The organism is Wenzhouxiangella marina (assembly GCF_001187785.1).
Taxonomy (GTDB): Bacteria; Pseudomonadota; Gammaproteobacteria; order Xanthomonadales; family Wenzhouxiangellaceae; genus Wenzhouxiangella; species Wenzhouxiangella marina.
This window is the reverse complement of sequence record NZ_CP012154.1, coordinates 3393437-3417080: the sequence shown is the minus strand read 5'-3', so window position 1 is coordinate 3417080 and position 23644 is coordinate 3393437. Positions and strand designations below refer to the sequence as shown.

Sequence of the window (23644 nt, the reverse complement as noted above, 5' to 3'; positions counted from 1 at the left end):
TAACGTTGGACGCATCTTCGATTGAATCAGGAGGACCACCAATGAGCGAGAACCAGGACAAGGTGATGCTGATCACCGGCGCTTCCAGCGGCATCGGCGCCGAGACGGCCCGCCACGTGGCGAAAGCGGGCTATCGACTGGCCCTGACGGCGCGATCGAAGGACAAGCTCGATGCCCTGGTCGCCGAGCTCGGTGCCAACCGCGCCTTTGCCGTGACCTGCGACGTCACCGATTACGAGGACCAGGTCCGGATGAGCGAGGCGGTGCTGGCCCACTACGGGCGCATCGACGTGGTCTTCGCCAACGCCGGCACCGGCGCCCGGCCGCCGGGTTTCGCCAGCGCGCCGGTGGAGGGCTGGCAGACGATGGTCAACGTCAATATCCTGGGTGCGGCCTACACGCTCCGAGCCACCCTCGACGAGGTCAAGAAGCGCCGGGGCCACGTGCTGCTGACCGGTTCGGTGGCTGGTCGGCGGACCCTGGCGGGGTCCATGTATTCGGCCACCAAATGGGCGGTCTCGGCGATCGGCTACGGCCTGCGCGAGGAGCTCATGGGCACGGGCGTGCGCGTGACCCTGATCGAGCCGGGCATGGTCGACACGCCCTTCTTCAAGGGGCCGGTGCCGGACGCGCTGAAGGCCGAGGACGTGGCCCGTTCCGTGATCTATGCGCTCAGCCAGCCCAGGCACGTCGACGTGCACGAACTGCTGGTCCTGCCGACCCCGCCCGTCGAGTCGGACTGACCGGGCCCTGCTCGGCTAGTGCGTCCGCTGAGTGTCACCCAACTTCCCGCGTGGCCCACTAGTCGCCGGACACCCAGACCCGGTTCCGGCCTGCGCGCTTGGCGCCGTAGAGCGCGGCGTCGGCGCGCTGGATGAAGGCATCCAGGCTTTCGCTCGGCCGGTACTCCGCCACCCCGAAGCTGGCCGTGCAGGTGCCGCCGACACTGAAGGCATTGGACTCGATCGTCGCGCGCAGCTTCTCGGCCACCGTCCGGGCGGCGTCGACGCGGGTGTCGGGCAGCACGATCAGGAATTCCTCGCCGCCGAAGCGTCCGACTGCGTCGACGCCGCGAACCTGGTGCTGGAGCAGCTCGGCCAGCTCGCGCAGCAGGACGTCGCCGGCGGCATGGCCGTGTTCGTCGTTGACCCGCTTGAAGTGATCGATGTCGAGCATGATCAACGCCAGCGGCGCGGCGTTGCGCTCCGAGCGAGCGATCTCTCGAGCCAGTTCGTCCCGCAGCTGGCGGCGGTTCCACAGGCCGGTCAGGTCATCGAAGGTCGCCTGGCGCTGCAGCTGCGCCTGGGCCAGGAACATCTCCCGGGAGCTGCGTTCGAGCTGGGCGGCGCCGAGCAGGCCGAAGGCGAAGGCCGAGCCGACCCAGAGCAGGTGCAGGTCGGGCAGGGTCTGATCGTTCCCGTACAACGCGGTAAACGCCAGGATCAGGCTCGTGGAGATCAGGGCCGAGACCGTGGCCGGCCCCAGCGTCAGTCCGGACACGGAAAAGGTCCAGATCAGGGCCAGATAGAGTTCGGGCGCGTAGGACACGAAATCCTGATCACCCAGGCTCAGCAGCAGATTGCCGCTGATGGCGAGCACCGGGGCGATCAGCAACAGGGCGCGCATCGGCGCGTGGTAGCGCGGCTGGAAGCTCAGCAGGCCGATGCTGATCAGGATGGCCGCGATACTCAGCCCTCTCAGCATCTGCCATTGGGACAGGGTGCCGGCTTCGGCGAGCCGCCACTCCAGCAGCGCATAGAGCAGGTAGAGGCCCGCGGTCAGAAAGGCGACGTGACGAATCTGGGGGACGCGCAGTTCACGCTGCCAGGCACCGAAGTCGCTGCCTCGCGCTGCATCCAGATCGGCGTCGTCCCGCGGTTCCACGCGCGCCATGCGGCGGCCTCCATTAGCCTGCGTCCAGACGCCGAATCTTAGCAGGGCGTCTGGTGGTTTCGGTGGGGCTGGCCCATTAGCGCCCTTCGATCAGCGCGCGTGCGTCGGGAAGCGCTGGAAGATGTCGGCCACGGCATCCGAGATCGCGCCGGCCGGGTCGTTGAGGGCCCGGTCGGTCAGACGACCTTCGACGCGGCCCTCCCAGATCAGGCGGCGCTCGGCGGCGTCGACCACATCGATGTTGGCGGTGCCGACCTGGTAGTGGAAGTGCTCGACTTCCGTGGCGTAGACCGGCCAGACGGTGTACATCCCGAAGCGGTATCCGTAGTAGCCCGTGGCCAGGGTCGGCGCGATGGTCGTGCGCCGGTAGGTCCGTTCCTTGTCTTCGATGTTGGTGTAGAAGTTGACCAGCAGGTCGGGATTCTCTTCGGCATAGCGATAGCCCAGGGCTTCCATCTCGCGGCGGGCCGCGACCTTGAAGTACTGCGTCACGGAGGTCTCGTAGCCACCGCGATCGGTGCCGAGTTGCTCGGGCCAGCCGAAGGTCCGGTAGGCGCCGAAGTCGACATCGGGCATGGCATGGGTGTAGAAGCGTGGGCCGGCGGCACAGGCGCTCAGCAACAACACCAACAAGCACGGGATCAGGCGATGAAGGGGGCGGCGAGTCATTTCTGAGTCCTCCGATTCTGATGCTCGTGTCAGCCTAGCAATCGCAGCAGGTGCGCGCATTGCGCGAGATCAATCATTCCGGCCGGTGTCGGCGACGGGTCCCGTGACCATTCCCCCATGGCCGTCCAGTACGATAGTTGGCTGATTTCCAAAGGATGCCGTCATGTTGCGAATGCTGTCCGTTCTGATCCTGTCCCTGATCTGCGGCCTGGCCTGGAGCCAGCCCTCCGAACTGCGCCCCGTCACCCACGAGGATGTCTGGCTGATGCAGCGCCTGGGCTCGCCGGTGCTGAGTCCGGACGGGCGCCAGGCGGTGGTCTCGGTCACCGAGCCGTCCTACGAGGACGACGGCGAAGTCTCGGATCTCTGGCTGATCACGGTGGATGGCTCCGTGCCGCCGCGCCGCCTGACCCACACGCCGGGCGGCGAGAGCGGGGTCGACTGGCGTCCCGACGGCGGCGCCATCGCCTTCTCGGCCAAGCGGAGCACGGACGAGGATGCGAAAGCCCAGATCCACGTGCTGCCGATGAACGGCCCGGGCGAAGCGATCGCCATCACCGCCTTGTCCACCGGTGCCTCCAGCCCGCTCTGGAGCCCGGATGGCTCGATGATCGCCTTCGAGAGCCGTGTCTGGCCGGACGCGGCCGACGATGCGGCCAATGCCGAGCGTGCGCAGGCCGAGGAAGACGCGGGCGTCAACGTCTCACGCTACGAGATCTTCCCGATTCGCGACTGGGATCACTGGCGCGACGAAAAGCAGACCCGCCTGTTCGTGACCGCCGCCGAGCCGGGCGCGGAGGTCCGCGATCTGATGTTCGGTTCCGACCTGGTCAGCGGCCCCGGTTACGAGGGCGGTCTGGATGCGGCCTGGACGCCGGATGGTCAGGCCCTCGTCGTCACCGCCACCGAGAACCTGCATGAAGCCGCCCACGCGGTCGTTCGGCAGCATCTCTACCGGATCTCGCTGGAAGGCGAGGTCGAGGCCGTCACCGACAGCCAGGACTACAGCTGCACCGGCGCCATGTTCTCGCCGGACGGTGACTACCTCTATTGCGCCTGGGAGCCGATCAACGAGTACGTCTACAACCACACGGAGATCGCCCGTGCCCGCTGGAACGGCGAGGGCATCGACGGCGAGCTGGAGGTGCTGACCGCCGACTTCGATCGCTCGGTCAACGGCGGTGATCTCTCTCCGGACGGCCAGACCTTCTACTTCAGTGCCCACGATCATGGCCGCACGCGCCTGTTCGCCATGCCGGCGGCCGGCGGTGAGGTGCGCGTGCTCGATGCCGAGTCCTCGGGCGTCTACGGCAGTCCGGTGGCCAGCGACGATGCCCTGGTGGCGGTCTGGGAAAGCTCGACCACGCCGGCCGAGCTGGTTCGGGTCGATCCGGCCACGGGACAGCACGTGGCCCTGACCTCGTTCAACAGCGAGCGTGCCGCTGGCCTGGATCGTCCGGCCTTCCGCGAGTTCTGGTTCACCAGCTCGAAGGGCCGTCGCATCCACAACTGGATCGCCCTGCCGCCCGGCTTCGACGAGAACGAGCGCTATCCCCTGGTCCTGTTCATCCACGGTGGCCCCTTCAGCTCCTCCCTGGACAGTGACCACGTGCGCTGGAGCCCGCACCTGCTGGCCTCGGCCGGTTACGTCGTGCTGCTGACCGACTACACGGGCTCGGTCGGCTACGGCGCCGAGTTCTCGCGCAACATCGAGGGCGACCCGCTGAAGACGCCTGGCGAGGAGCTGATCGAAGCCGCCGACGCCGCCATCGAGCGCTTTGCCTTCATCGACCCCGAGCGCCAGGCCGCCTCGGGTGCCAGCTACGGCGGCCACCTGGTCAACTGGCTGCTGGCCACCACCGATCGCTTCGACGCCCTGGTCGGCCACGCCGGTCTGGTCGATCTGGAAGGCCAGTACTCGACCAGCGACGGCATCTACCATCGCGAGCGCATGAACGGCGGCCCGCCCTGGGGCGACAGCCCGGTCTGGCGCGAGCAGAGCCCCTCGACCTACGCGGGCCAGTTCTCGACTCCGACGATGCTGACCATCGGCGAGCTCGACTACCGCGTGCCGGTCAACCAGACGATCGCCGCCTGGTCCTACCTTCAGCGCATGCAGGTGCCCTCGCGCCTGCTCGTCTTCCATGACGCCAACCACTGGATCATGAACGGCAAGGAAGCCAAGTACTTCTGGGACGAGGTCCACGCCTGGCTGGCGGAGTATCTCAAGGACTGACGCCAGGCTCTGGATGAGACGGTGACGGCTTCGGTATATGCTGCGGGTCCAATCTATACCCGAGATCGGTCACGCAGATGAAAAACCCGGTGATGCTGGTCGCCCTGGTGGCGGCCCTGTTCGTTTCTTCGGCACAGGCCGAGTCCTCGCAATCGCTGTGGGCGGATGTCGATGCGCCGGGCCTGAGTGCGAGCGCTGAACGAACCGTCGAGCCCATTCGTTTCCGCTCGCTGAGCCTGGATCTTTCGGCCATGAGTGACCGCTTGGAGCGGGCCTCGGCCCAGGGTGCCGAGGTCCGGGGTTCGGATCGCGAACTGTTGCTGAGTCTGCCGCACCCGGACGGCCATTTCGTCGATTTCCGGGTGCAGCGCAGCGGGCTGCTTTCACCGGGCCTGGCCAAGCGCTATCCGGAGATTCGGACCTATCGCGGCGTCGCCGTCGATGGGAGCGGTCAGCGGGTCTGGCTCGATGTCACGCCACAGGGTTTTCACGCGATGGTGCGTGGCCATGACGGCAGCTGGTTCATCGATCCTTACTGGCGGGATCGAAGCGACGTCTACGTCAGTTACTGGCGCGAAGATCTGCCGCGGCCCCTCGACCTTCCCAACCTGCAGCCGCCCGAAGGCGAGCCCCTTTCGGTCGAGGTGATCGAGCGCTTTGCCGGTCAGCGCGCCCGCGGTGACGAACTTCGCACCTATCGTCTGGCCATGGCGGCCACCGGCGAGTACACCCAGTTCCACGGCGGCACCGTGCCCCTGGCCCTGGCCGCGATCGTCACCACCATGAACCGCGTCAGCGGCATCTACGAGGACGAGCTGTCGGTCAGCTTCACCCTGATCGCCAATACCGACGATGTGATCTACACCAATGGCGCCACGGACCCCTACACGAACAACAACGGGTCGACGATGCTGGGCGAGAACCAGGCCAATCTCGACGCGGTGATCGGCTCGGCCAACTACGACATCGGCCACGTGTTCTCGACCGGCGGGGGCGGGATCGCCAGACTCCGTTCGGTCTGCGGTACCGGCATCAAGGCGCGCGGCGTGACTGGCCTCGGCTCTCCAGTGGGCGATCCCTTCGACGTCGACTACGTCGCCCACGAGATTGGCCACCAGTTTGGCGGTAACCACACCTTCAACAACTGTTCCGGCAGTGTCGGGCCGATCCCCTACGAGCCCTTCAGCGGATCGACGATCATGGCCTATGCCGGCATCTGCAGCACCAATCTGCAGAGCAATTCCGATGCCCATTTCCATACCGGCAACTTCGACGAGATCAGTGCCTTTCTCCTGGCCGGCGGGGCCAGCTGCGGTACGGTCGACAGCCTGGACAATCAGGCACCGACGGTCGATGCCGGCACCGGCGGATTTACCATCCCGGCCGAAACGCCCTTCATGCTGACCGGCAGCGCCACCGACCCCGATGGCAATGGCCTGCGCTATCGCTGGGAGCAGCACGATCTGACCAGCGACAACGGTCCGCCCCTGTTCCGGTCCTTCCCGGCGACGGCCGAGCCGGTGCGCCTCTTTCCGCGCCTGAACGATCTGCTGAACAACACCACGAGCGTGGGCGAGACGCTGCCCACGAGCTCACGCACGATGAGCTTCCGCCTGACCGCCCTGGACGACCACGCCGGTGGTGGGGGCGTGGACTACGATGAAGTCGTCTTCGACGTCGACGGCGGCTCGGGGCCTTTCCTCGTGACGGCCCCCAACACGGCCGTGATCTGGGCTGGTGGTGCCAGCGAGACGGTCACCTGGAACGTGGCGGGCACCGATCAGGCGCCCGTGTCCTGCGCGGCTGTGGACATCGATCTGTCCACCGACGGCGGGCAGAACTTCGATCTCAGCCTGGCCAGCAGCACCCCCAACGACGGCTCGGAAACGATCACCGTGCCGGGCATGGTGACCTCGCAGGCCCGGTTGCGCGTTCGCTGCAGCGACAACATCTTCTTCGACCTGAGCAATACGGACTTCACCATCGAAGTCGGTAATGACGATTTCAGCGTGGTGGTCTCGCCCGCGACCCTGGAAGCCTGCGTGGGACAGACGGCCGCGGTCGATGTGGCCGTGGGGCAGATCGGGGCCTTTGCCGAGACGGTGTCGCTCGCGGCACTCGGCCATGGCGGCAGCGCGGCGTTCTCCCAGAACGACCAGGCGCCGCCCTTCACCAGCGAGCTGGAGCTCGGTGGACTGGTCGAGGGCGTCTTCGACGTCACCGTGACGGGCACGGCCAGTAGCGGGACTCGCCAGGACAACCTGGCGCTGACCGTCCTCGCGCCGCCTGCGACCGCACCCGACCTGCTCGGCCCGGCCGATGGTGCCTCGATCGACGCTGTCACGGTCCTGCTGGAATGGGCGGCGGTTTCCGGTGTGGATCAGTACCTCGTCGAGGTCGACGAGCAGTCCGACTTTGCCTCGCCAGTGCTTTCTCAAACCGTGACGGGCACCAGCCTGCAAGTCCCCGAAGGCCTGTTGCAGGGCAGTACGGACTATTTCTGGCGGGTCAGCTCGCAGAACGGCTGTGGCCTGCAAGCCGGTGCTCCACGCCAGTTCACCACCTCGGCGATCAGCTGCCAGACGGTGGCCAGCACCGACCTGCCGAAGGCGATCAGCGCGAGCGGCACGCCCACGGTCAGCTCGGTGCTCGACTTCGCGGCTGGCGGCACCATCGTCGATGTCGACCTCGTCGGACTGGGCATCACCCACAGCTACGTGCAGGATCTGACCGTGACCCTGTCCAACCCGGCGGGTAGTTCCGTGGTGCTGCTCGATCAGACCTGCGGCAGCCAGAACAATGTGGCGATCGGTTTCGATGACGAGTCCGAGCTCAGCCCTCTGAGCTGGCCCTGCCCACCGACCGATGGCCTGAGCTACCAGCCCGAGAACCCCCTGTCGGCCCTTGACGGTCAGGACAGCAACGGCATCTGGACGCTGACCATCGACGACGGAGCGAATCAGGACGGCGGCAGCCTCGATGCCTGGTCCCTGCGTGTCTGTATCATCCAGACGCCGCAGGAACCCCTGATCTTCCAGGACCGTTTCGAGCCCTGAGGCCGCGAGGGCGACGCAGCGACGCAGGAGCCCCGCCCGAGCAAGCTCGGCGCGGGCCCGACCTGCGCCGCGCGTGCCGCACAACCAGACCGGTCCCGTAGTCCTCGAGCGGGTGCTGACAAACGAGCCTTCTGACGACCGCTTCGAGCTCGACCTCGAGGTCTGCTCCGCCACTGGAAAGGCTGAACTGCCGCGCGTTCCAGGCGACCGCTATCTGATGATCGATGGTGAAATCGACGGACAGGCGCTTCGTTTCCTGATCGATACGGGCAGCCCGACGAACGTCCTGCACTCTGGCTGGATCGAGGAGCGGCCGTCTGCGGAAATCCGGGCCATGGATCATCCAGCGGGCGGGCCGAGCACCCAGTCTCGCTCGCTTCGTCTGGGTGCCTGGACAGCGCCTGACAACTTCGAAGCGTACGATCTGAGCGCGCTCGCCCCGCTGGGCGAACAGGGCATCCTCGGCGCAGCTTCTTTCCCGACGAGGTCATGGGTTGCGGGTCGGGCGTGGGATGCCAGGTCGGTGATCTGTTAGGATTGCGTCGGCAAGTAGACGGGGTTGGCGAATGAACAAGTATCAGCTGCGGCAGTGGCCGCTTTCGGTTGCGGTAAGTTCGGTGCTGGCGGCGGGTTCGCTGCAGGCGGCGACGATCACCGTGGACAGCGCGCTGGACGGGCCAGTGGGAACTTACCCTGCCGCGTGTACCCTGCGTGCTGCTATCGAAGCGGCGAATACGGGTCTGGCGGTTGATGGCTGCATCGCTGGCCAGGACGGCTTGGACATGGTCGTGTTCGATCCCGCGCTGGTCAACAGTACGATCACGATTGCCAGCCCCGATACTCCGTTCGAGATCAGGGGCTCGCTCGTGATCGGTGGGCCTGTGCCGGGCGACTACGGTGGTTTGATCGTCGATGGCAATGGCGTGTCCCGGGTCTTCGACATAGAAGGCACCGTCGATGGAAACATTGATGTCCTGTTGGACAGTCTGACCATTACTGGCGGCCACACCACGGAATTGGGCGGCGGGGTCTTCAGTAGTCTCGCCGACCTGACGATCACCCACTCACTCGTCAGCTCCAACTATTCCTCGCTCGGGTGGGCGGGAATCGGAGCATTTGCCGGATTGATTGCGCTCGAGAACACGGTCGTGAGCTACAACGCCACCGGACCTATGGCTTCTGGTGGTGGAATCGGAGTCAATGAGGCCGATCTGTCAGTGGAGGGCGGGAGTATCTCGAACAATCTCGCTGACCATTTCGGAGGCGGTGGGCTTGTCGCCCAGGGTTACAGCACTGTGACGCTGACGGATACGATCGTTTCAGGCAATGAAATTGCAACGGGAACAGGAGCAGGCATCCTGGCTGGCTACTCCGAGTTGTCCGTTTATCGAAGCCAGATCCGAGACAATCGAGTCAGTGGTAATTTTGGCTTTGGTGCCGGGCTCGGCGCCTATAGCTCACTCGTGACCTTGATCGATTCCGAGGTCAGCATGAATCAGTTGTACAGTGATCAGCCCGGCGCAGGATACGGTGGTGGTATTGGTGTGGCGCATTCTTCCCTGTTGGTTGCCGGGTCGACGATCAGTGGAAATCGAGTGAACAATTACGGTAACGCAATGGGGGGCGGCATCTTTGCGCGATCAAGCGACACAGTCGTCCGAAATAGCCGGGTCAGCGAGAACCAGGCAATTCGGCTGGCCTCGTTTGTCTCCGATTTCGTGGGCGGAGGTGGGCTCTATCTGCAGACCGGCACCACGGTGATCAGTGAAGCGGAGATCAGCAGTAATGTGGCCCAGGGTCTATACCAGCGTGGTGGCGCGATCGGAGCTCTAGCAGAGGATCTCGCATTGACCAATGTAACGATTTCCGGTAATCAACTCGACGGTGCTATCGATACTTCAGAGGGTGTCGGGTTCGTGATGGATCTGCGAGGCCAGGGCAATCTCACGCTTACGCATGTGACGATGGCCAACAACTTGGCGAGCAGTAGTTCGACAGATCAATCCGCCTTGTTTCGTTCTCAAATGACCGATTTGACGCTGACCAATGTGTTGCTGAGCAATGCATCCAGTGATTCAATCTGCAATCGGCCTGCCGATGTGGCATCGGCAAGTCTAGTCACGGACGATAGCTGCACGGGCACCAGCGCAGATGCTGCTTCTCTGGCCCTGCTCCCGCTGGCCGACAACGGCGGATTTACCCAGACTCACGCCTTGCAGCGCAGTAGCATTGCTTTAGATGTGGCCGGTGACTGCTCGACACTCGGCGTGCTTGTCGATCAACGCGGTATCCCAAGAGATCCAAAGTGTGATGTTGGTGCATTCGAGTTTCCCGAACTCCTTTTCGAGGATCGATTCGAAGTTCTCTCGCCGCCCTGACCGCTGCACCAGAGGGTGATGGAAGAATCGGGAGCCGGGTAGAGCCTTTGGCTCCCAGCGCAAAGGGCTTCCTGGAACGCCCTTTGGTATTCCAGTTCAAGGGGCGCTCCCTGCAACTGCTGTGCGCTTCTGGATCTCGCCTCGGTACTTCGGCGCATGTCCAATGTGGGAGTCCTGTTCTGGTTTGTACTGCGCCGACAAACCGGGACGGGCGCAGATGGAGCTGCGGGGGTGGGTCGTGCAGTCAGTCTGACAGCCCGTCTGAAGTTGGAAGCGGGATATGGCTGCAGCGTAGCGTAGGGTTGTTCCTCGAACGATGGGCGTCCGGTCGAGGTCAGTCGCCATTACTATTGCGAAGAACGTCTTGCCTGATAGAAGAACGACAGTACCTGATTGACAGCGTCAAAGTGTCTTGGGGGCCTACCTCGATAGATCGCCGACTCGATATCATTCACCGATGAGTCGCACCCAAGATTGGAGCAAACCGCAAAGGTCAGAAAGTGATCTGTGCCGCACCCTCCGTTCATCTGGCAGTAATATATCGACACAGCGTCTTGCGCAGCAATGTGGGCGTCTTCCCAAGAAATTCCGTCAAAATTCAAGACTTCTGATTCGATGTGTTTGCCTTGAGAGGCAATCTCGATCAACCACGCAGCAGAAGCACGCAACTCACCGATGCTAGAGGCATTCGCGATGGTCCTGCGTATCGTTTCGATGGCTCCCTCTGGGTGGTTGAGATCCAGGTCTGCATTAATGAGTTGCAACGTGTTGTGGTAGCCGGAACTATCCCACGCCTCGGAAACATACTCTTCGTCACCGTCCAAATCGCAAAAGCTTTCGAGCCGTTCGAGCCAAGGTCGTTTGGCCGGATCATTGCTGTCCAGCTCGTTTATCAGTGAACACGATGCCCATGCTGCAAGAATTTGATCAGACTGAAATGATCCATGACCCATCGCATCGCCATCAACTCCGATCAGTTCTGAAAGGGAGGAGGGGCTTCTAAGCCTAGCGATATCCTCTTGGATAAGTCGGGCTTCGTCAGTGAGTAGCTCGTTTTCAAGAGATCTGCTTATCGCGGCGACTTGACTGGCTGCATTCTCTGAAATATCCCCCAACTGACCCTGTTCAGTCTCCTCGGAGTGCTCCAGCTCAAGACTGCCTGCTTCTGAAGATGGTTCAGATGGGCCATCAATGAACAGAATGATCGCAGAAGATATAGCGACCAAAGCCACAAGACTGACGATCAGATGTCTACTTTGCAAAACGGTCTCTCCAGAATGATCGACTCTGCATTCTTTGGCTACAGTTCAAGGTGCCAGGCATTGGGCCAGAAAAGGGCCTTGTCGAAAGGGGGGCTTGAAACCTGATAAGGTCGAAGCTGGCATGAAGATCAAGGATCCGTGCTGGAAGCAAGGCATCCCCGGTGCGCCCTAATGCAACTCGAAGTCCAGGCACGGATGCAATGCCGCCCTTCCCGGCATTGGCCACCTTTCCGACCACCCGACCCGGAATCAATGAGTCGCCCAGCGGTCAACTCATTGAAATCAGCAAGATGGCTGGGCATGTCCTGAACAAGCCTGAGTGTTTCGGGTCAGCCTGAGCGCTTGAGCCAGCTGAGCGCGATCTCCACTTGCCGATCGCCGTCGCTGACGTAGAGCACGTCGTCTGTAATCATCAGGCCCCAGTGGATGCTGCGCGGCAGGTCAACGGCCAGTTCGTTCATCGGCGCCTGGGGCAGAGAAGCAATGGCCAGCTTGTCCAGATTTGCCACTTTGGGCAGGACCTGAGCGGCCCACACGTCCTGGTTGCCATAGGCCAGCAGAGTCAAGCGATCCGTCCGATTGGAACACCGCTTCAGCCGATCAGCATCGGGTCGACCCACCTCAACCCAGTGCTCGATCTGCCCCTCCAGGTTCCTGGACCACAAGGCGGCCTCGTCGACGTCTGATAGGCCGCGCCCGAAATGCATGCGTGGGTCCCAGAACAGCCCAAAAGCCAGAATTCGAGCAGTCAACCGCTCCTCGGTTTCCGAGGGGTGGCGCGCTACCGTATGCCGGAGCTCTTCATAGACGCCACGATCCGTATCGGATAGGTCGAGGTGCATCTTGTACGTTGTCGCACTCAAGGCCATGAGATTTTCGGAGCCAAGGATTCGGCCCGCAGTCTAGCGCACCTGGCCGCAACGACTGAGCTTTTCGCCGGTGTTCCCTGGCCCTGAACGATCGAAGGGGGGTGAGAGACAGATGCTGGTGAGCGAACGTTGGACACTCCGCACTTTCTGGGCGAGATGATCAGCGTTCTTCGCTGCCGCCTTCAAGAGCCGGTTGACGAGGTGCCTCGCTCCCAACAAGGATGATGGTTTGGTTTCTTTCGCGTATCCGAGGGTTGAGAGCTCTCCCAGGCAGATGTTGCTGGGATACTGCTTCCCATTTGACCACCCGACCCACAGTCAATGAGTCGCCCAGCGGGAAACTCATTGAAATCAGCAAGATGGTGGGCCCTGTAGGACTTGAACCTACGACCTACCGATTATGAGTCGGCTGCTCTAACCAACTGAGCTAAGGGCCCGGAACGGGTCAGGCGTCGGTGGGCTTGGGCGCGTCGGCGCTACCGGAAACTTCGCCCATGGGCTTGGGTTCGAGGCCCTGGGCTTCGAGTTCCTGCTTCTTGCGCTCCTGGATGTAGCCGAGGTTGTTCTTGTAGACCTGGGCCACGCGCTCGACGCCCTGCGGGGCCAGGAAACCCTGGTTGCCGGCGGCCATGAAGGTGGCGTAGACGCCGGAAGCGGCCATCAGAGCGGCGGAGATCATCTTGATATCCTGGCCTTCGTCATTGGCCATCTGATTGGCCAGCTCGATGAAGCGTTCGGTGGCCTTGTTGTGCGCGTCGATCTGTTTCTGCTCGTCGGACATGGTTCTGGTCTGTATTGGAATCTGAAGGATCCCGGCCGGCCAGGTTCTGCGGCGGCGGGAAGACCGGTAAGAATATCATGCCTCCGTTCTGGCGAAGGGCGGGTCGATTTGACAATGGTCCCGACGCGAGGCAGTTTTAGAGTTCGATATGCGCGATAGCTGATGGACGTGCAAGGGACTGGCTGGCGACTCCTGACGGCGATGGCGGGCCTGCTGGCGGCGGGCCTGGCTGTGGCCGAAATTCGATTCGAGCGCCTGTCGATGGGCGACGGCCTGGCGCAGTCGTCGATTTCCTCCATGCTGCAGGACCGGGATGGCTACCTGTGGTTCGGGACCCAGTTCGGCCTGAGCCGCTACGACGGCTACCGATTCGAGACCCATCGGCATCGGACCGGGGATCCCGACAGCCTGAGCCATGGCTTCGTGCTCGATCTCCATCTGTCCTTCGATGGCCGGATCTGGGTCGCCACTCCATTGGGACTGAACCGGATGGACCCCCGGACGGGCCGGGTCGAGCGTTTCGTCCTCGCCGCAGGCGCACCGGCGGGGTCCGCTGAAGAAGTTGACCGCATCAACGAGATCCTGGGCGAGTCCGGCAGCGGTGATCTGTTCGTGTCCGTCGGCGATGCCCATCGCCCGGCCGTGCTTCGAGCCGGTCGACAGACGCTCGAACCGCTGGAGTTCTCCCTGCCCCTGACTGAACTGGGCCTGCGCCGAAGCAGCGGTCTGGTGGACTCCGCCGATCGCCTCTGGGTCATCAATGATGCCGGTCTATGGTGGCAACCGCCAGGCGACGGGGTGCTCCAGCTGGTCGAGGGCGTCACGCCCCGACGCTTCCGCGCCCACTACAGCAGTCTGGCCGAGAGCGCCGATGGGCTGATCGTGGTCAATGCCGAAGAGGGCGTCAGCCTGATCGATCCGGCAAGCGCTGAGGTGGTGGAGCGGCTGCGGCCGAGCGAATACGGGCGAGAAGATGACCGGGTGGATGCGCTGGTCACGACCAGCGACGGCTCGATCTGGATCGCGATGGATGCCTCCTTCGCCCGCTACCAACCCTCGCTGGACGAATGGCAGTGGATCTATTCGGCGCCGCCCGAGGCGAGCGGGCGAAGCCTCCCGATGAGCCTGACCGTGGCCGAGCGCGGCGAAGGGGACTACTGGTTCGCCAATCAGTACGGGGTGGCCCATTGGCTGGCTGGCCGGGACGGCGTGCGAATCTTCATGCACACGCCCGGTGAGGACGACAGCCTGCCTCCGACCTTGCGGACTTCGCCCTACTACGTCTTTGCCGACCGTGATCGGACCCTCTGGGTCGGCAGTCAGCTGGGCGGCGTGGCTCGCTTGCCGATCAATGCCCAGCGCTTCGATCATATCGTCGACCAGTCCCGCCCCGGCGAATTGCCCTTTGCCGGGCAGAACGTCGTGCGGGGGGTGGCCGAGACCCTGGTCGGTGGTCGGGAGCAGGTCTGGGTCGCGCTGGACACGGCGGGGCTTCGCCAGTACGAGCGAGGCGCCGACGGCACCTATTCCTTGCAGCAGGCCTATCACGCCGAGGCCGAAGAGCCGTGGCGCCTGCCCAGCGATCGGACCTGGTCGGTGGCGGTCGATCCCTTGACCATGAACGTCTGGGTCGGTCTGGACGGTCGCATGGTCGTGATCGACCCTCGCAGCGGCGAAATCATCCGCCGCCTGCTGCCCGGCCCGGCCGAGGGCCTGGGACGAATCCAGAGCCTGCTGTTCTCGGACGATGGGGAGCGGCTCTGGATCGGGCACGCCGCCGTCGAGGAGTTTCACCTCTCCTCGGACCGTCTGTCCCTCGAGGCCTGTCCCAACGGCTCCTATCTGCCCGATCGGGGGCTGCACAATCTGATCGAGCTGCCCGATGGTCGCCTGATCGTCGCTGGTCGCGAGGGCTTCAGCGAAGTCGATTTCCATAGTGGTCGAGACGCGATGACCGTTTTCTCTCGACGACACCGCCTTGGCGAAGGGCAGGAGATCTTCGGTCTGGCCGTCGATCCGGAGCGTGGCTTCTGGATCGGGACGCGCCAGAGCGGGCTGGCCCAGGTCTGGTTCGAGACCGGCTCCAGCACGCCCCAGATCCGCTGGTTCGGGGCCGAGGACGGCCTGGTCGACGAGACGATCTACGCGATCCTGCCGGAAGCCTCGGGGCGGCTCTGGCTGAGCAGCAATCAGGGGCTGATGCGCCTGGATCCCGCCAATGGCGATGTCCGCCACTTCACCCCGCCGGATGGGGTCCAGCACTTCGAATTCAACAACACGGTGGCGCATCTGGGGGCCTCCGGGCGCTTCTACTTCGGCGGCATCAACGGGGTGAACGCCTTCGTTCCCGAGCAGATCCACATGCTGGCCGATCCACCGCGCCTGCGTCTGAGCGAGCTGCGCGTGAATGGCCAGGCCCGTTCGGTCGCGGCCAGCCTGCCGGCGGTCATCGAACTGTCCCATGATGAAAACGACCTCGAAGCGAGCTTCGTCGGACTGCATTCGGCAGCCCCGTCTCGCCACCGCTACCAGCATTGGCTGGAGGGGCTCGACGAGGACTGGCGGGAGGTCGGCTTCCAGCGCCAGGTTCGATACGGCGGACTTGCACCCGGCACGTACCGCTTGATCGTCCGGGCGGCCAATAGCGACGGGGTCTGGTCGGACGACGCCGTGCTGCTCGAGGCCACCATCAAGCCGCCGCCCTGGGCCACGGGCTGGGCCTATCTGAGCTATGTGCTGATCGCTCTGCTCACGCTCGGCGGCATGTGGTTCCAGGGCCAGCGCCGCCGCCGTCTGCTCGAGGCGGAGGTCAGGCAGCGTACTTCGGAGCTGACCGAGAAGCAGGCCCTGATTCGGCGTCAGGCGCGTGATCTGGAGCGGGCCCTGGCCGCGAGGACCGAGTTCTTCGCCAACGTGTCCCATGAATTCAGAACGCCCCTGAGCCTGATCCAGGCCAGCCTGGAGGAACTCGAGGCCCGGGACCGTCAATCCCCCGTGCTGTCACGGGCCCGCCTGTACCTCGACCGCCTGGTCCGCCTGGTCGATCAATTGCTGGATCTGTCGGCCCTGCAGGCCGGGGCGCCGATGCCGGCCGAGGCCCCCTGGTCCCTCAGCCGGGTGCTGGAGCTGATGGTCGGTTCCTTCCGCCCCCTCGCCGAGGAGAAGGGTCTGCAGTTCAGTGCCGATCTGCAGGCCGACTGCATCACCTGCTGTCCTCGGCACCACGTCGAGCAGATTGCCCTGAACCTGATCAGCAACGCGATCAAGTACAGCCCGAAGGGTGCGAGTGTTCAGGTCCTGCTGCGTGCCGGCGAGGACGACGGCCTGCTCGAGCTCTGCGTGGTCGACACGGGGCCCGGCATTGCCGAGGATGAGCAGCAGGCGATCTTCGAGCGTTTCCATCGCGCGCCGGATGCCTACATCAGCGGACAGGCGGGCGCGGGGATCGGACTGGCGCTGGTGCGCGAGAGCATCGAAGCCATGGGCGGCTCGATCGATCTCGAAAGCCGGCCGGGCGCGGGCAGCCGATTCACCGCTCGGCTGCCGGGCGAGCAGCGGCCCGACCTGCCGCTGGAGCCATCGGAAACCGACACCAAGCCCTATGACCTCGAGGCCTCGCAGCTGGCCTTGAGTTCCGCCCGGCATGAAGAGGGCTCGGATCGGCCGGCGCCGACCGAGGGTGGCTCGGAGGCCACCGTACTGGTCGTCGAGGATCAGGCCGATCTGCGCGCCTACCTGGTCGACGTGCTCAAACGCGACTGGCGGGTATTGGAAGCGCCGCATGGCGAGCGGGGCCTGGAGCTGGCCCGTCTGGAGGTGCCGGACCTGATCGTCAGTGACGTCATGATGCCGCGCATGGACGGCTTCCAGCTGTTGCGGAGCCTGCGCGGCGACCTGGCGACCAGCCACATTCCGGTCCTGCTGCTCACGGCCCGCCACGATCGGGACAGCCGGCTGCGCGGCATCATGCTCAGCGCCGATGACTTCATGGGCAAACCGTTCTCGGCCGATGAACTGCGCCTGCGTCTCAAGCGCATGCAGGACAACCGCCTGAGGCTGCAACGCTTCCTGCTCGAGCGCTCTCCGGAGCCGGTCGGGGGCCCGGACGAGCTCGGCGCGCCCGACCTGGGCGAACGCGATCGCGAGCTCCTGGCAAGGATGGACGCCTGGCTTGGCGAACATCTCGAAGACGAAGTCAGCGTCGAGGCCATGGCCAGCCTGCTGTCGCTGGAAGTCCGGACCCTGCAGCGCAAGCTCAAGGCCCTGACGGGGCAACGGCCCAGTGAGTACATCCGTCACTTCCGGCTGCAGCACGCGATGAACCTTCTGCTGAACACCGAGCGCAGCGTCAATGACATTGCGCTGAGCTGTGGCTTCTCCAGCGCGCAGAGCTTCTCGCGCAGTTTTTCCCGGCAGTATGGCGAGCCCCCCGATCGCTGGCGCCGCGCGCGCCAGCAACTCAGCCAGGGTTCGGGCCATCCGGCAGACTGAGCTCCGCCGTTCCTATCTTGCTGATTTTCAAGCGACTGTCGCATGCGGGCACTGAAATGTCGCGTCTGGATACCATCAAGAATCGCCTCTGCCCTTAACCTGCAGTCATGGGATCGGCGTCATTGCTGATCAGGTGTTGGCAGACATCGCCTTCGGGCCATGCGGGGGGATTCGAGTAAGGGGAGGAGCCGGTGGCCGCAAGGTGCCGGCTCTTTTTTTGCCCGTCGTTCGCGGGCCGGAACCGTTTTCCAGATCGGCTTGTGTAGCCCGTCACTCATTCTGTAACTTTCGGAGCGTGACCGAGTCGATAGTGCAAGGCGCAATCCGCTGTGAATGGCGCGCCCTTTGCAAGGATTGGAACGCCGCAATGTCGACTCAGACGCGCTCCCGAAGGGCGAGCCCGGGCCTTGCGGTCAGGCACTTTCCGACTCGCTGAAAGTTACAGAATGAGTGGCGGGGTACACTAGAATCGAACCGGGTGCCGCGCATCGGCGTTGTGCCCGGGAGTCAATCTGGTGGGATCCGACTATGGCGCAGGGCTCGCGCTCCGACGAACAGACCGACCCGTGCACGCTGCTGATCGTCAATGATCAGGGTGACGCGGTCGAGCCGCGCTCGGCCTGTCTGGTCGTGATCCGCGGCGAGCGACTGGGCGAGCGGATCGAGCCCGACGCGCTTCCTGCCGTGATCGGCCGTGGCTCCGATGCCGATTTCCGTATTCCTTCACCCAGCGTTTCCCGCCGGCACTGCCGAGTGCTGCAGGATCGCGGGACCTGGTGGGTCGAAGACCTGCGCTCCACCAACCTGACCCTGGTCAACGAACACCCGATCGACCGTCGGCCCCTGAACGATGGCGATCGGATCCGGGTCGGAGATTCGGAGCTGAAGTTCCTGGCCGCCGGCAGCACCGAAGCCATCTACCTGGCCAAGCTGCACGAGCATGTCATCCGCGACGAACTGACCGGTCTGCACAATCGGCGGCATCTGATGGCGGGCCTGGACGACGAGCTGGCGCGCCGGCGCCAGCGCATGGATTCACCCCTGAGCCTGGCCATCCTGGACGTGGACCACTTCAAGGCCATCAACGATCGCGCAGGGCACCTGGTCGGCGACGAGGTACTGCGGCAGCTGGCTCGCTTGCTCGAAGGCGCGGTCAGGGAAACGGATCTACTCGCCCGGATCGGCGGCGAAGAGTTTGCCGTACTGATGCCCGACTCGGGCCTGGCGCCGGCCCGCTCGATCTGCGAGCGATTGCGCTCGGCGGTCGAGAGGGCGGAGTTCGCCGTGGCTGCCGGATCCGGAATCGGCACGGTCACCGTCAGTATCGGTCTGGCCGAATGGGGCGCCGGGATGAACGAGGCCAGCGATCTGCTGCGGGCCGCTGACGCGGAGCTCTACCGGGCCAAACGCGAAGGCCGAAATCGAGTCTACGGCTGAGCGAGCAGCGCTGAGCCAGCGCCGCCGAACAGGCCTTCGGCCAGCCTTCCATCGTCTTCCCATCCGCCGTCGTGTTTCCATACGGCCAACGGCGGGCCCAGCTTCGAACCGAGGGTGGCGATGTTCTCGTCCTGCACGGGCTGATCGGGGTCCAGGCGGTTCGCGATCCAGCCGACCAGTTTCAGGCCGTCGGCTTCGATGGCGCGAGCGCTGAGCAGGGCGTGGTTGATGGCGCCGAGCTTCAGGCCCACGACCAGCACCACGCCGGCGCTGAGGCGGCGCGCCAGGTCGGCGGTCATCAGCTCATCGCCCAGCGGTACCATCCAGCCGCCGGCGCCTTCGACCAGCTTGATGTCGGCCGATGGGGCTTCGATTCCGGCGACCAGGGCGTCGAGGTCGATGGCAACGCCGCTGCGTTCGGCCGCCAGATGCGGTGCGATGGCCTCTTCCAGTGCGATCGGATTGACCTGATCGTAGTCGAGTTCGACGCTGGCGGCTGCCATCAGGGCCAGTGCATCCTCATTGCGCCAGGTTCCCTCGATCCACTCGCAGCCCGAAGCGACGGGTTTGAAGCAGGCCACGCGCTGGCCGCCATCGGCCAGGCGACGGGCCAGGGCGGCGGTCACGGTGGTCTTGCCGCAGCCGGTGTCCGTGCCGGTGATGAACAGGGTCGGCGTCATCGTTGCAGGCGACCCAGGCGGCTGATCGGGATGCTGGCCTCCTCGCCTTGCTCGGTGCGCATCGGCTGGCCGTGCTCGGGTGCCCAGGCCGACGCGTAGACGACTTCCCAGGTGGCGGGGTAGCGGCCGTCGTCCTGGCGAAAGGTCTCGTAGGCGCGAAGCATGCGGCGCAGTCGAGTCGGCGAGGTCAGGCCGCGGGTCCGCGCCTGATCGGCGTTGGTGGCGCCGATGCCCTTGAGTTCGCTCAACAGCTCCTGTGGCCTGGAGTAGGTGCTGGTGATCCAGTCGGTGTCCAGCACGGGCTCGGCAAAGCCGGCGCGGGTCAGGGCCGAACCCAGGCGCTGAACGTCGGTGAACCGGCCGACGTGCGGATGCGAATCGGCCGCCGCCCAGGCCTGGCGAAGCTCACGCAGGGTGTCGAGACCGAAGGTGGAAATCAGCAGCAGACCGCCGGGCTTCAGGGCACGGCGCAGATTGGCGAACACCGCCGCCGGGTCCTCGCACCATTGCAGCATCAGATTGCAGTAGACCAGGTCCAGGCTGTCTTCGGCGATCGGCAGGGCACGGGCATCGGCCTGGACGAGGTCGAAGCGCTTGCGCCACCAGCCGCGGCGTCGTGCGGCCTGGACGAGCATCGGGCCGGCCAGATCGCTGGCGATCAATCGGGCCCCGGGGAAGCGTTGGTGCAGGGCCTGTGACTGCGCACCGGTGCCGCAGCCCAGGTCGAGAATTCGCTGCGGCTCGAAGCGGAGCCCGTCGAGGCGTTCCATCAGCCGTTCGCCGACCTCGCGCTGCAGGGCCGCATGACCGTCGTAGCTGTCCGCCGCGCGACCGAACTGTCGGGCGATGGCCTTGCTGTCCAGACTCACGTCTCGTGCTCCTCGATGAAGTCGGTGATGGCGTGGGCCACGGCTTCGGCATCGGTCAGGAAGGGCGCGTGCGCCGCGCCGGGGATGCGCACCAGGCGACTGTTCGGGAGGCGCTCATGGGTGGCTTCCAGGGCCTCGAAACTGACCAGCTTGTCGCGCCGACCGCCGATCAGCAGCACCGGCAGATCGAGTTCGCCCAGTTGCTCGCTCAAGTCGTTGGCCTTGAGCATGTTCAGGCCCGCATGCAGGGCGCTGTCCCGGGGCAGGCCGTAGCGAAAGGCGACCTTGCGCAGCAGCTTCAGATCGGCGGCCGCATGCTCCGATCCATGGACTTCCAGGGCCAGGAAGCGGTTGAGGACCTGCTCGGGGCCGACTTCGAGTTCATGGGCCAGCTGACCCACCAGGGCCGGCGCCACGCCATGGGGCCAGTGCGGACGCTGACCGAAGCAGGGCGTGGCCGCGATCAGGATCAGGCCCTTGAGCTGGCCGGGGCGGGCCAGCGCGGCCTTCAGCGCCAGCAGGCCGCCCAGGGACCAGCCGGCCAGCCAGCCGTGGTCGGCCGCTTGCGCCAGCTGCTCGGCCAGCACCTGACCGGACTCGGGCCAGGCCAGGTCCTGGTTGCGGCCGTGCCCGGGCAGGTCGATGCACTGGACCTCGAGCCCGTCCAGATGCCCGATCAGTCGTTCGAAGAGCCCCGAATGCATGGCCCAGCCATGGACCAGGCTGAGCTTCTGGCCGTGGCCGAACTCGTCGACGATCAAGGGGTGTTGAGCCATGGATTGCAGCAGTCAGTGAAGTGAGTCGGTGCCAGGGTGCGCCTCGGTCAGTTGACCCAGGGTCGCACACAAGCGGTCGATATCTTGGGGTGAATGCTCGCTGGACAAGGTGATGCGCAGCCTTGCGCTGCCTTCCGGAACGGTCGGCGGGCGGATCGCGCGGATCAGGAAGCCGGCCTGCTGCAGCTGCTCGGCCAGGGCCAGGGCCCGCTGATCCCCGCCCAGCGGCAGGATCTGGATCGGTGTCGATGAATCGCTCAGGGCGACGCCGGCTCGTGCGCAGCCGTCTCGGAAGCGCTCGATGTGCGCCCGCAGACGTTCCCGGCGCTGTGGCTCGCGCTGCAGTCGGACGAGCTTGTGCAGCGTCCATTCGGCCAGGGCGGGCGCCAGGCCGGTGGAATAGATCAGTCCACGGGCCTCGTTCTCCAGGTGTTCAATGAGGGCGGGATCACCGGCGACGACGGCGCCGGCGGTACCGAGTGCCTTGCCGAAGGTGATGACCAGGACGTCGACGCGATCGGGTTCAAGTCCGCAGGCTTCCACGGCGCCGCGACCTTCGGTGCCGAGCACGCCGAAGCCGTGCGCGTCGTCGACCCAGAAGGCGAGATCGCGGGCATCGACCAGCTCCGCCAGCTCGGCCAGGGGGGCCAGATCACCGTCCATGGAAAAGACGCTGTCGGTGACCAGCAGCCGGCACTCGGGACGCCAGCGCTCGGCTGCGGCCCGGGCGTCGGCGTGGGCATAGCGCAGGATGCGGCTGCCGGCCAGACGCAGGCCATCATTGAGGCTGGCGTGGTTGAGGCGATCGGCCAGCGCGGCCTGCCCGCGCTGGCCCAGGGCCTGGCCGACGGCGAGATTGGCCTGATAGCCAGAGGGGAAGAGCGCGCAGGCGCCCGTGCCCAGAAACTCGGCCAGCCGGGCCTCGAGCTCGCCATGGATCGGGCCGTGGCCGCAGACCAGGGGCGAGGACGATGCGCTGCTGCGCTGCTGCGAGCCTTCCGGCACCTCGTGACCGAAGCCCAGGTAGTCGTTGCTGCAGAAGTCGATCAGGCGCTGCCCGTCGACCCGAACCTGCAGCCCCGGTCCGACGACCTCGACGGTCTGACGCCGGCGCTGCCGGTGTCTGCGTTCACGCTCGCTGCGGGCCTCGGCCAGCTGTCGCGCCAGGCGCTTGCGCATGGTCGGGTAAGCGTCGAGCGCCGGGGCTCAGGCGCGCGCGGCGGGCCGGGCGGCGGTCGCCAACTCCACCGAGGGTTCGGTCTCTCGCCGGGCCGACGAGCAGCTCGGCTCGGCGGTGTTGATGCCAAGGGACTCGAACAGGCGCCGATCCTGCTCGACCTCCGGGTTGCCCGTGGTCAGCAGCTTTTCACCGTGGAAGATCGAGTTGGCACCGGCCAGAAAGCACAGGGCCTGCATTTCATCGCTCATCGCTTCGCGCCCGGCGGACAGGCGCACGCGCGAGGTCGGGAGCACGATGCGGGCAACCGCGATCGTGCGCACGAACTCGATCGGATCGATGGCCTTCGTGCCCTCGAGCGGCGTGCCGGGGACCTGCACGAGCTGGTTGATCGGCACGGACTGGGGGTGCTCCGGCAGATTGGCCAGGGCCTCGATCAGCCCGGCCCGGTCCTGGCGCGATTCGCCCATGCCGATGATGCCGCCGCAGCAGACCTTCATGCCGCTCCGGCGAACCGCTTCCAGGGTCTCCAGGCGGTCCTGGTAGGTCCGCGTGGAGATGATGTCCTCGTAGTACTCGGGTGAGGTGTCGAGGTTGTGGTTGTAGTAGTCCAGGCCCGCGTCCTTGAGTCGCGCGGCCTGCTCGGTGCTGAGCATGCCCAGGGTCAGACAGGTTTCCAGGCCCTCTTCGCGGACGACCTCGAGCAGTTCGATGACCTGGTCGAGCTGCCGGTCCTTCGGGCGGCGCCAGGCGGCACCCATGCAGAAGCGCTGCGCGCCGGCTTCACGCGCCTTGCGGGCGGCCTCGCGCACGACCTCGACGGGCAGCAGCGACTCCTCTTCCAGGCCGGTGTTCCAGCGCACGGACTGGGGGCAGTACTTGCAGTCCTCGGGGCAACGACCGGTCTTGATCGACAGCAGGGTCGAGACCTGGACTTCGTTCGGGTCGAAGTGCGCTCGATGGACCTGCTGGGCCCGGTAGAGCAGATCGGCGAAGGGCAGGTCGAACAGGGCTTCGATCTCGTCGCGACGCCAGTCATGACGGATGCTAATCTCGGGCTGGGACATAGC

The 23644-nt window shown here is 65.1% G+C and carries 17 protein-coding genes and 1 tRNA gene; 7 read left to right on the top strand and 11 right to left on the bottom strand.

Annotation, left to right across the window (positions count from 1 at the left end; all coding sequences use genetic code 11):
* Positions 1–41: 41 nt before the first annotated feature.
* Positions 42–743 carry an SDR family oxidoreductase gene (locus WM2015_RS14320; protein WP_049726699.1) on the top strand — a complete coding sequence of 234 codons (702 nt, stop codon included), beginning with the start codon at positions 42–44 and terminating at the stop codon, positions 741–743.
* A gap of 58 nt (positions 744–801) precedes the next feature.
* On the opposite strand, the gene WM2015_RS14315 is transcribed toward WM2015_RS14320, so the two are convergent.
* Together WM2015_RS14315 and WM2015_RS14310 are read right to left on the bottom strand one after the other, a co-directional pair.
* Positions 802–1893 (bottom strand): GGDEF domain-containing protein, encoded by a 1092-nt coding sequence (locus tag WM2015_RS14315; protein ID WP_049726698.1) that lies wholly within the window; start codon positions 1891–1893, stop codon positions 802–804.
* A gap of 90 nt (positions 1894–1983) precedes the next feature.
* Positions 1984–2562 carry a DUF4136 domain-containing protein gene (locus WM2015_RS14310; protein ID WP_082169790.1) on the bottom strand — a complete coding sequence of 193 codons (579 nt, stop codon included), beginning with the start codon at positions 2560–2562 and terminating at the stop codon, positions 1984–1986.
* 163 nt (positions 2563–2725) lie between these two features.
* On the opposite strand from WM2015_RS14310, the gene WM2015_RS14305 reads away from it, so the two are divergent.
* The 4 genes from WM2015_RS14305 to WM2015_RS14290 all read left to right on the top strand — a co-directional run bounded on the left by WM2015_RS14305 (position 2726) and on the right by WM2015_RS14290 (position 10232).
* Positions 2726–4798, top strand: coding sequence for a S9 family peptidase (locus tag WM2015_RS14305; RefSeq protein ID WP_082169789.1), 2073 nt, complete (start codon positions 2726–2728; stop codon positions 4796–4798).
* Between the two features lie 77 nt (positions 4799–4875).
* Positions 4876–7854, top strand: a complete 2979-nt coding sequence (locus tag WM2015_RS14300) for a reprolysin-like metallopeptidase (protein ID WP_049726695.1) — start codon at positions 4876–4878, stop codon at positions 7852–7854.
* A 73-nt stretch (positions 7855–7927) separates the two neighbouring features.
* Complete coding sequence (locus tag WM2015_RS14295; protein ID WP_156201252.1) at positions 7928–8389, top strand: retropepsin-like aspartic protease; 462 nt, start codon at positions 7928–7930, stop codon at positions 8387–8389.
* Positions 8390–8420: 31 nt separating this feature from the next.
* A complete protein-coding gene (locus WM2015_RS14290) occupies positions 8421–10232 on the top strand; it encodes a right-handed parallel beta-helix repeat-containing protein (RefSeq protein WP_049726693.1) in 1812 nt (603 codons plus the stop codon).
* A 347-nt stretch (positions 10233–10579) separates the two neighbouring features.
* Here WM2015_RS14290 and WM2015_RS15955 read toward each other — a convergent pair whose 3' ends face one another.
* From WM2015_RS15955 to WM2015_RS14275, 4 genes are all read right to left on the bottom strand, one after another.
* On the bottom strand, positions 10580–11494 hold the full coding sequence (locus WM2015_RS15955) for a hypothetical protein (protein ID WP_156201250.1): 915 nt from the start codon (positions 11492–11494) through the stop codon (positions 10580–10582).
* Positions 11495–11823: 329 nt separating this feature from the next.
* Positions 11824–12363, bottom strand: coding sequence for a YaeQ family protein (locus tag WM2015_RS14285; protein ID WP_049726692.1), 540 nt, complete (start codon positions 12361–12363; stop codon positions 11824–11826).
* Positions 12364–12723: 360 nt separating this feature from the next.
* Positions 12724–12800: transfer RNA gene (locus WM2015_RS14280), tRNA-Ile, on the bottom strand.
* Positions 12801–12808: 8 nt separating this feature from the next.
* Entirely contained in the window at positions 12809–13144 is a 336-nt protein-coding gene (locus tag WM2015_RS14275; protein ID WP_156201248.1) for a DUF3144 domain-containing protein, read from the bottom strand.
* A gap of 162 nt (positions 13145–13306) precedes the next feature.
* Between WM2015_RS14275 and WM2015_RS14270 the strand changes: the two genes are divergently transcribed.
* Both WM2015_RS14270 and WM2015_RS14265 read left to right on the top strand, forming a co-directional pair.
* A complete protein-coding gene (locus tag WM2015_RS14270; RefSeq protein WP_049726691.1) occupies positions 13307–17635 on the top strand; it encodes a hybrid sensor histidine kinase/response regulator transcription factor in 4329 nt (1442 codons plus the stop codon).
* A 528-nt stretch (positions 17636–18163) separates the two neighbouring features.
* The gene (locus WM2015_RS14265) at positions 18164–19072 is read left to right on the top strand and encodes a diguanylate cyclase (protein WP_049726690.1); all 909 of its coding nucleotides are present in this window, start codon (positions 18164–18166) and stop codon (positions 19070–19072) included.
* On the opposite strand, the gene bioD is transcribed toward WM2015_RS14265, so the two are convergent.
* Genes bioD through bioB form a run of 5 tightly spaced genes read right to left on the bottom strand, consistent with a single transcriptional unit; the run spans position 19063 to position 23641 of the window.
* The gene (bioD, locus tag WM2015_RS14260) at positions 19063–19752 is read right to left on the bottom strand and encodes a dethiobiotin synthase (RefSeq protein WP_049726689.1); all 690 of its coding nucleotides are present in this window, start codon (positions 19750–19752) and stop codon (positions 19063–19065) included. The genes WM2015_RS14265 and bioD overlap by 10 nt on opposite strands.
* A complete protein-coding gene (bioC, locus tag WM2015_RS14255) occupies positions 19749–20621 on the bottom strand; it encodes a malonyl-ACP O-methyltransferase BioC (RefSeq protein ID WP_049726688.1) in 873 nt (290 codons plus the stop codon). The genes bioD and bioC overlap by 4 nt, the downstream gene beginning before the upstream one ends.
* On the bottom strand, positions 20618–21397 hold the full coding sequence (bioH, locus tag WM2015_RS14250) for a pimeloyl-ACP methyl ester esterase BioH (protein ID WP_082169788.1): 780 nt from the start codon (positions 21395–21397) through the stop codon (positions 20618–20620). The genes bioC and bioH overlap by 4 nt, the downstream gene beginning before the upstream one ends.
* Before the next feature lie 12 nt (positions 21398–21409).
* Positions 21410–22576 carry an aminotransferase class I/II-fold pyridoxal phosphate-dependent enzyme gene (locus WM2015_RS14245; protein WP_049726686.1) on the bottom strand — a complete coding sequence of 389 codons (1167 nt, stop codon included), beginning with the start codon at positions 22574–22576 and terminating at the stop codon, positions 21410–21412.
* Between the two features lie 27 nt (positions 22577–22603).
* Complete coding sequence (gene bioB, locus WM2015_RS14240; protein ID WP_049726685.1) at positions 22604–23641, bottom strand: biotin synthase BioB; 1038 nt, start codon at positions 23639–23641, stop codon at positions 22604–22606.
* Positions 23642–23644: the final 3 nt, after the last annotated feature.

Excerpts from the sequence above, each read along its gene's own strand:
- WM2015_RS14320 (WP_049726699.1), top strand. The coding sequence starts at position 42 with ATGAGCGAGAACCAGGACAAGGTGATGCTGATCACCGGCGCTTCCAGC.
- WM2015_RS14315 (WP_049726698.1), bottom strand. The coding sequence starts at position 1,893 with ATGGCGCGCGTGGAACCGCGGGACGACGCCGATCTGGATGCAGCGCGA.
- WM2015_RS14310 (WP_082169790.1), bottom strand. The coding sequence starts at position 2,562 with ATGACTCGCCGCCCCCTTCATCGCCTGATCCCGTGCTTGTTGGTGTTG.
- WM2015_RS14305 (WP_082169789.1), top strand. The coding sequence starts at position 2,726 with ATGTTGCGAATGCTGTCCGTTCTGATCCTGTCCCTGATCTGCGGCCTG.
- WM2015_RS14300 (WP_049726695.1), top strand. The coding sequence starts at position 4,876 with ATGAAAAACCCGGTGATGCTGGTCGCCCTGGTGGCGGCCCTGTTCGTT.
- WM2015_RS14290 (WP_049726693.1), top strand. The coding sequence starts at position 8,421 with ATGAACAAGTATCAGCTGCGGCAGTGGCCGCTTTCGGTTGCGGTAAGT.
- WM2015_RS14285 (WP_049726692.1), bottom strand. The coding sequence starts at position 12,363 with ATGGCCTTGAGTGCGACAACGTACAAGATGCACCTCGACCTATCCGAT.
- WM2015_RS14275 (WP_156201248.1), bottom strand. The coding sequence starts at position 13,144 with ATGTCCGACGAGCAGAAACAGATCGACGCGCACAACAAGGCCACCGAA.
- WM2015_RS14270 (WP_049726691.1), top strand. The coding sequence starts at position 13,307 with ATGGACGTGCAAGGGACTGGCTGGCGACTCCTGACGGCGATGGCGGGC.
- WM2015_RS14265 (WP_049726690.1), top strand. The coding sequence starts at position 18,164 with ATGGCGCAGGGCTCGCGCTCCGACGAACAGACCGACCCGTGCACGCTG.
- bioD (WP_049726689.1), bottom strand. The coding sequence starts at position 19,752 with ATGACGCCGACCCTGTTCATCACCGGCACGGACACCGGCTGCGGCAAG.
- bioH (WP_082169788.1), bottom strand. The coding sequence starts at position 21,397 with ATGGCTCAACACCCCTTGATCGTCGACGAGTTCGGCCACGGCCAGAAG.
- WM2015_RS14245 (WP_049726686.1), bottom strand. The coding sequence starts at position 22,576 with ATGCGCAAGCGCCTGGCGCGACAGCTGGCCGAGGCCCGCAGCGAGCGT.
- bioB (WP_049726685.1), bottom strand. The coding sequence starts at position 23,641 with ATGTCCCAGCCCGAGATTAGCATCCGTCATGACTGGCGTCGCGACGAG.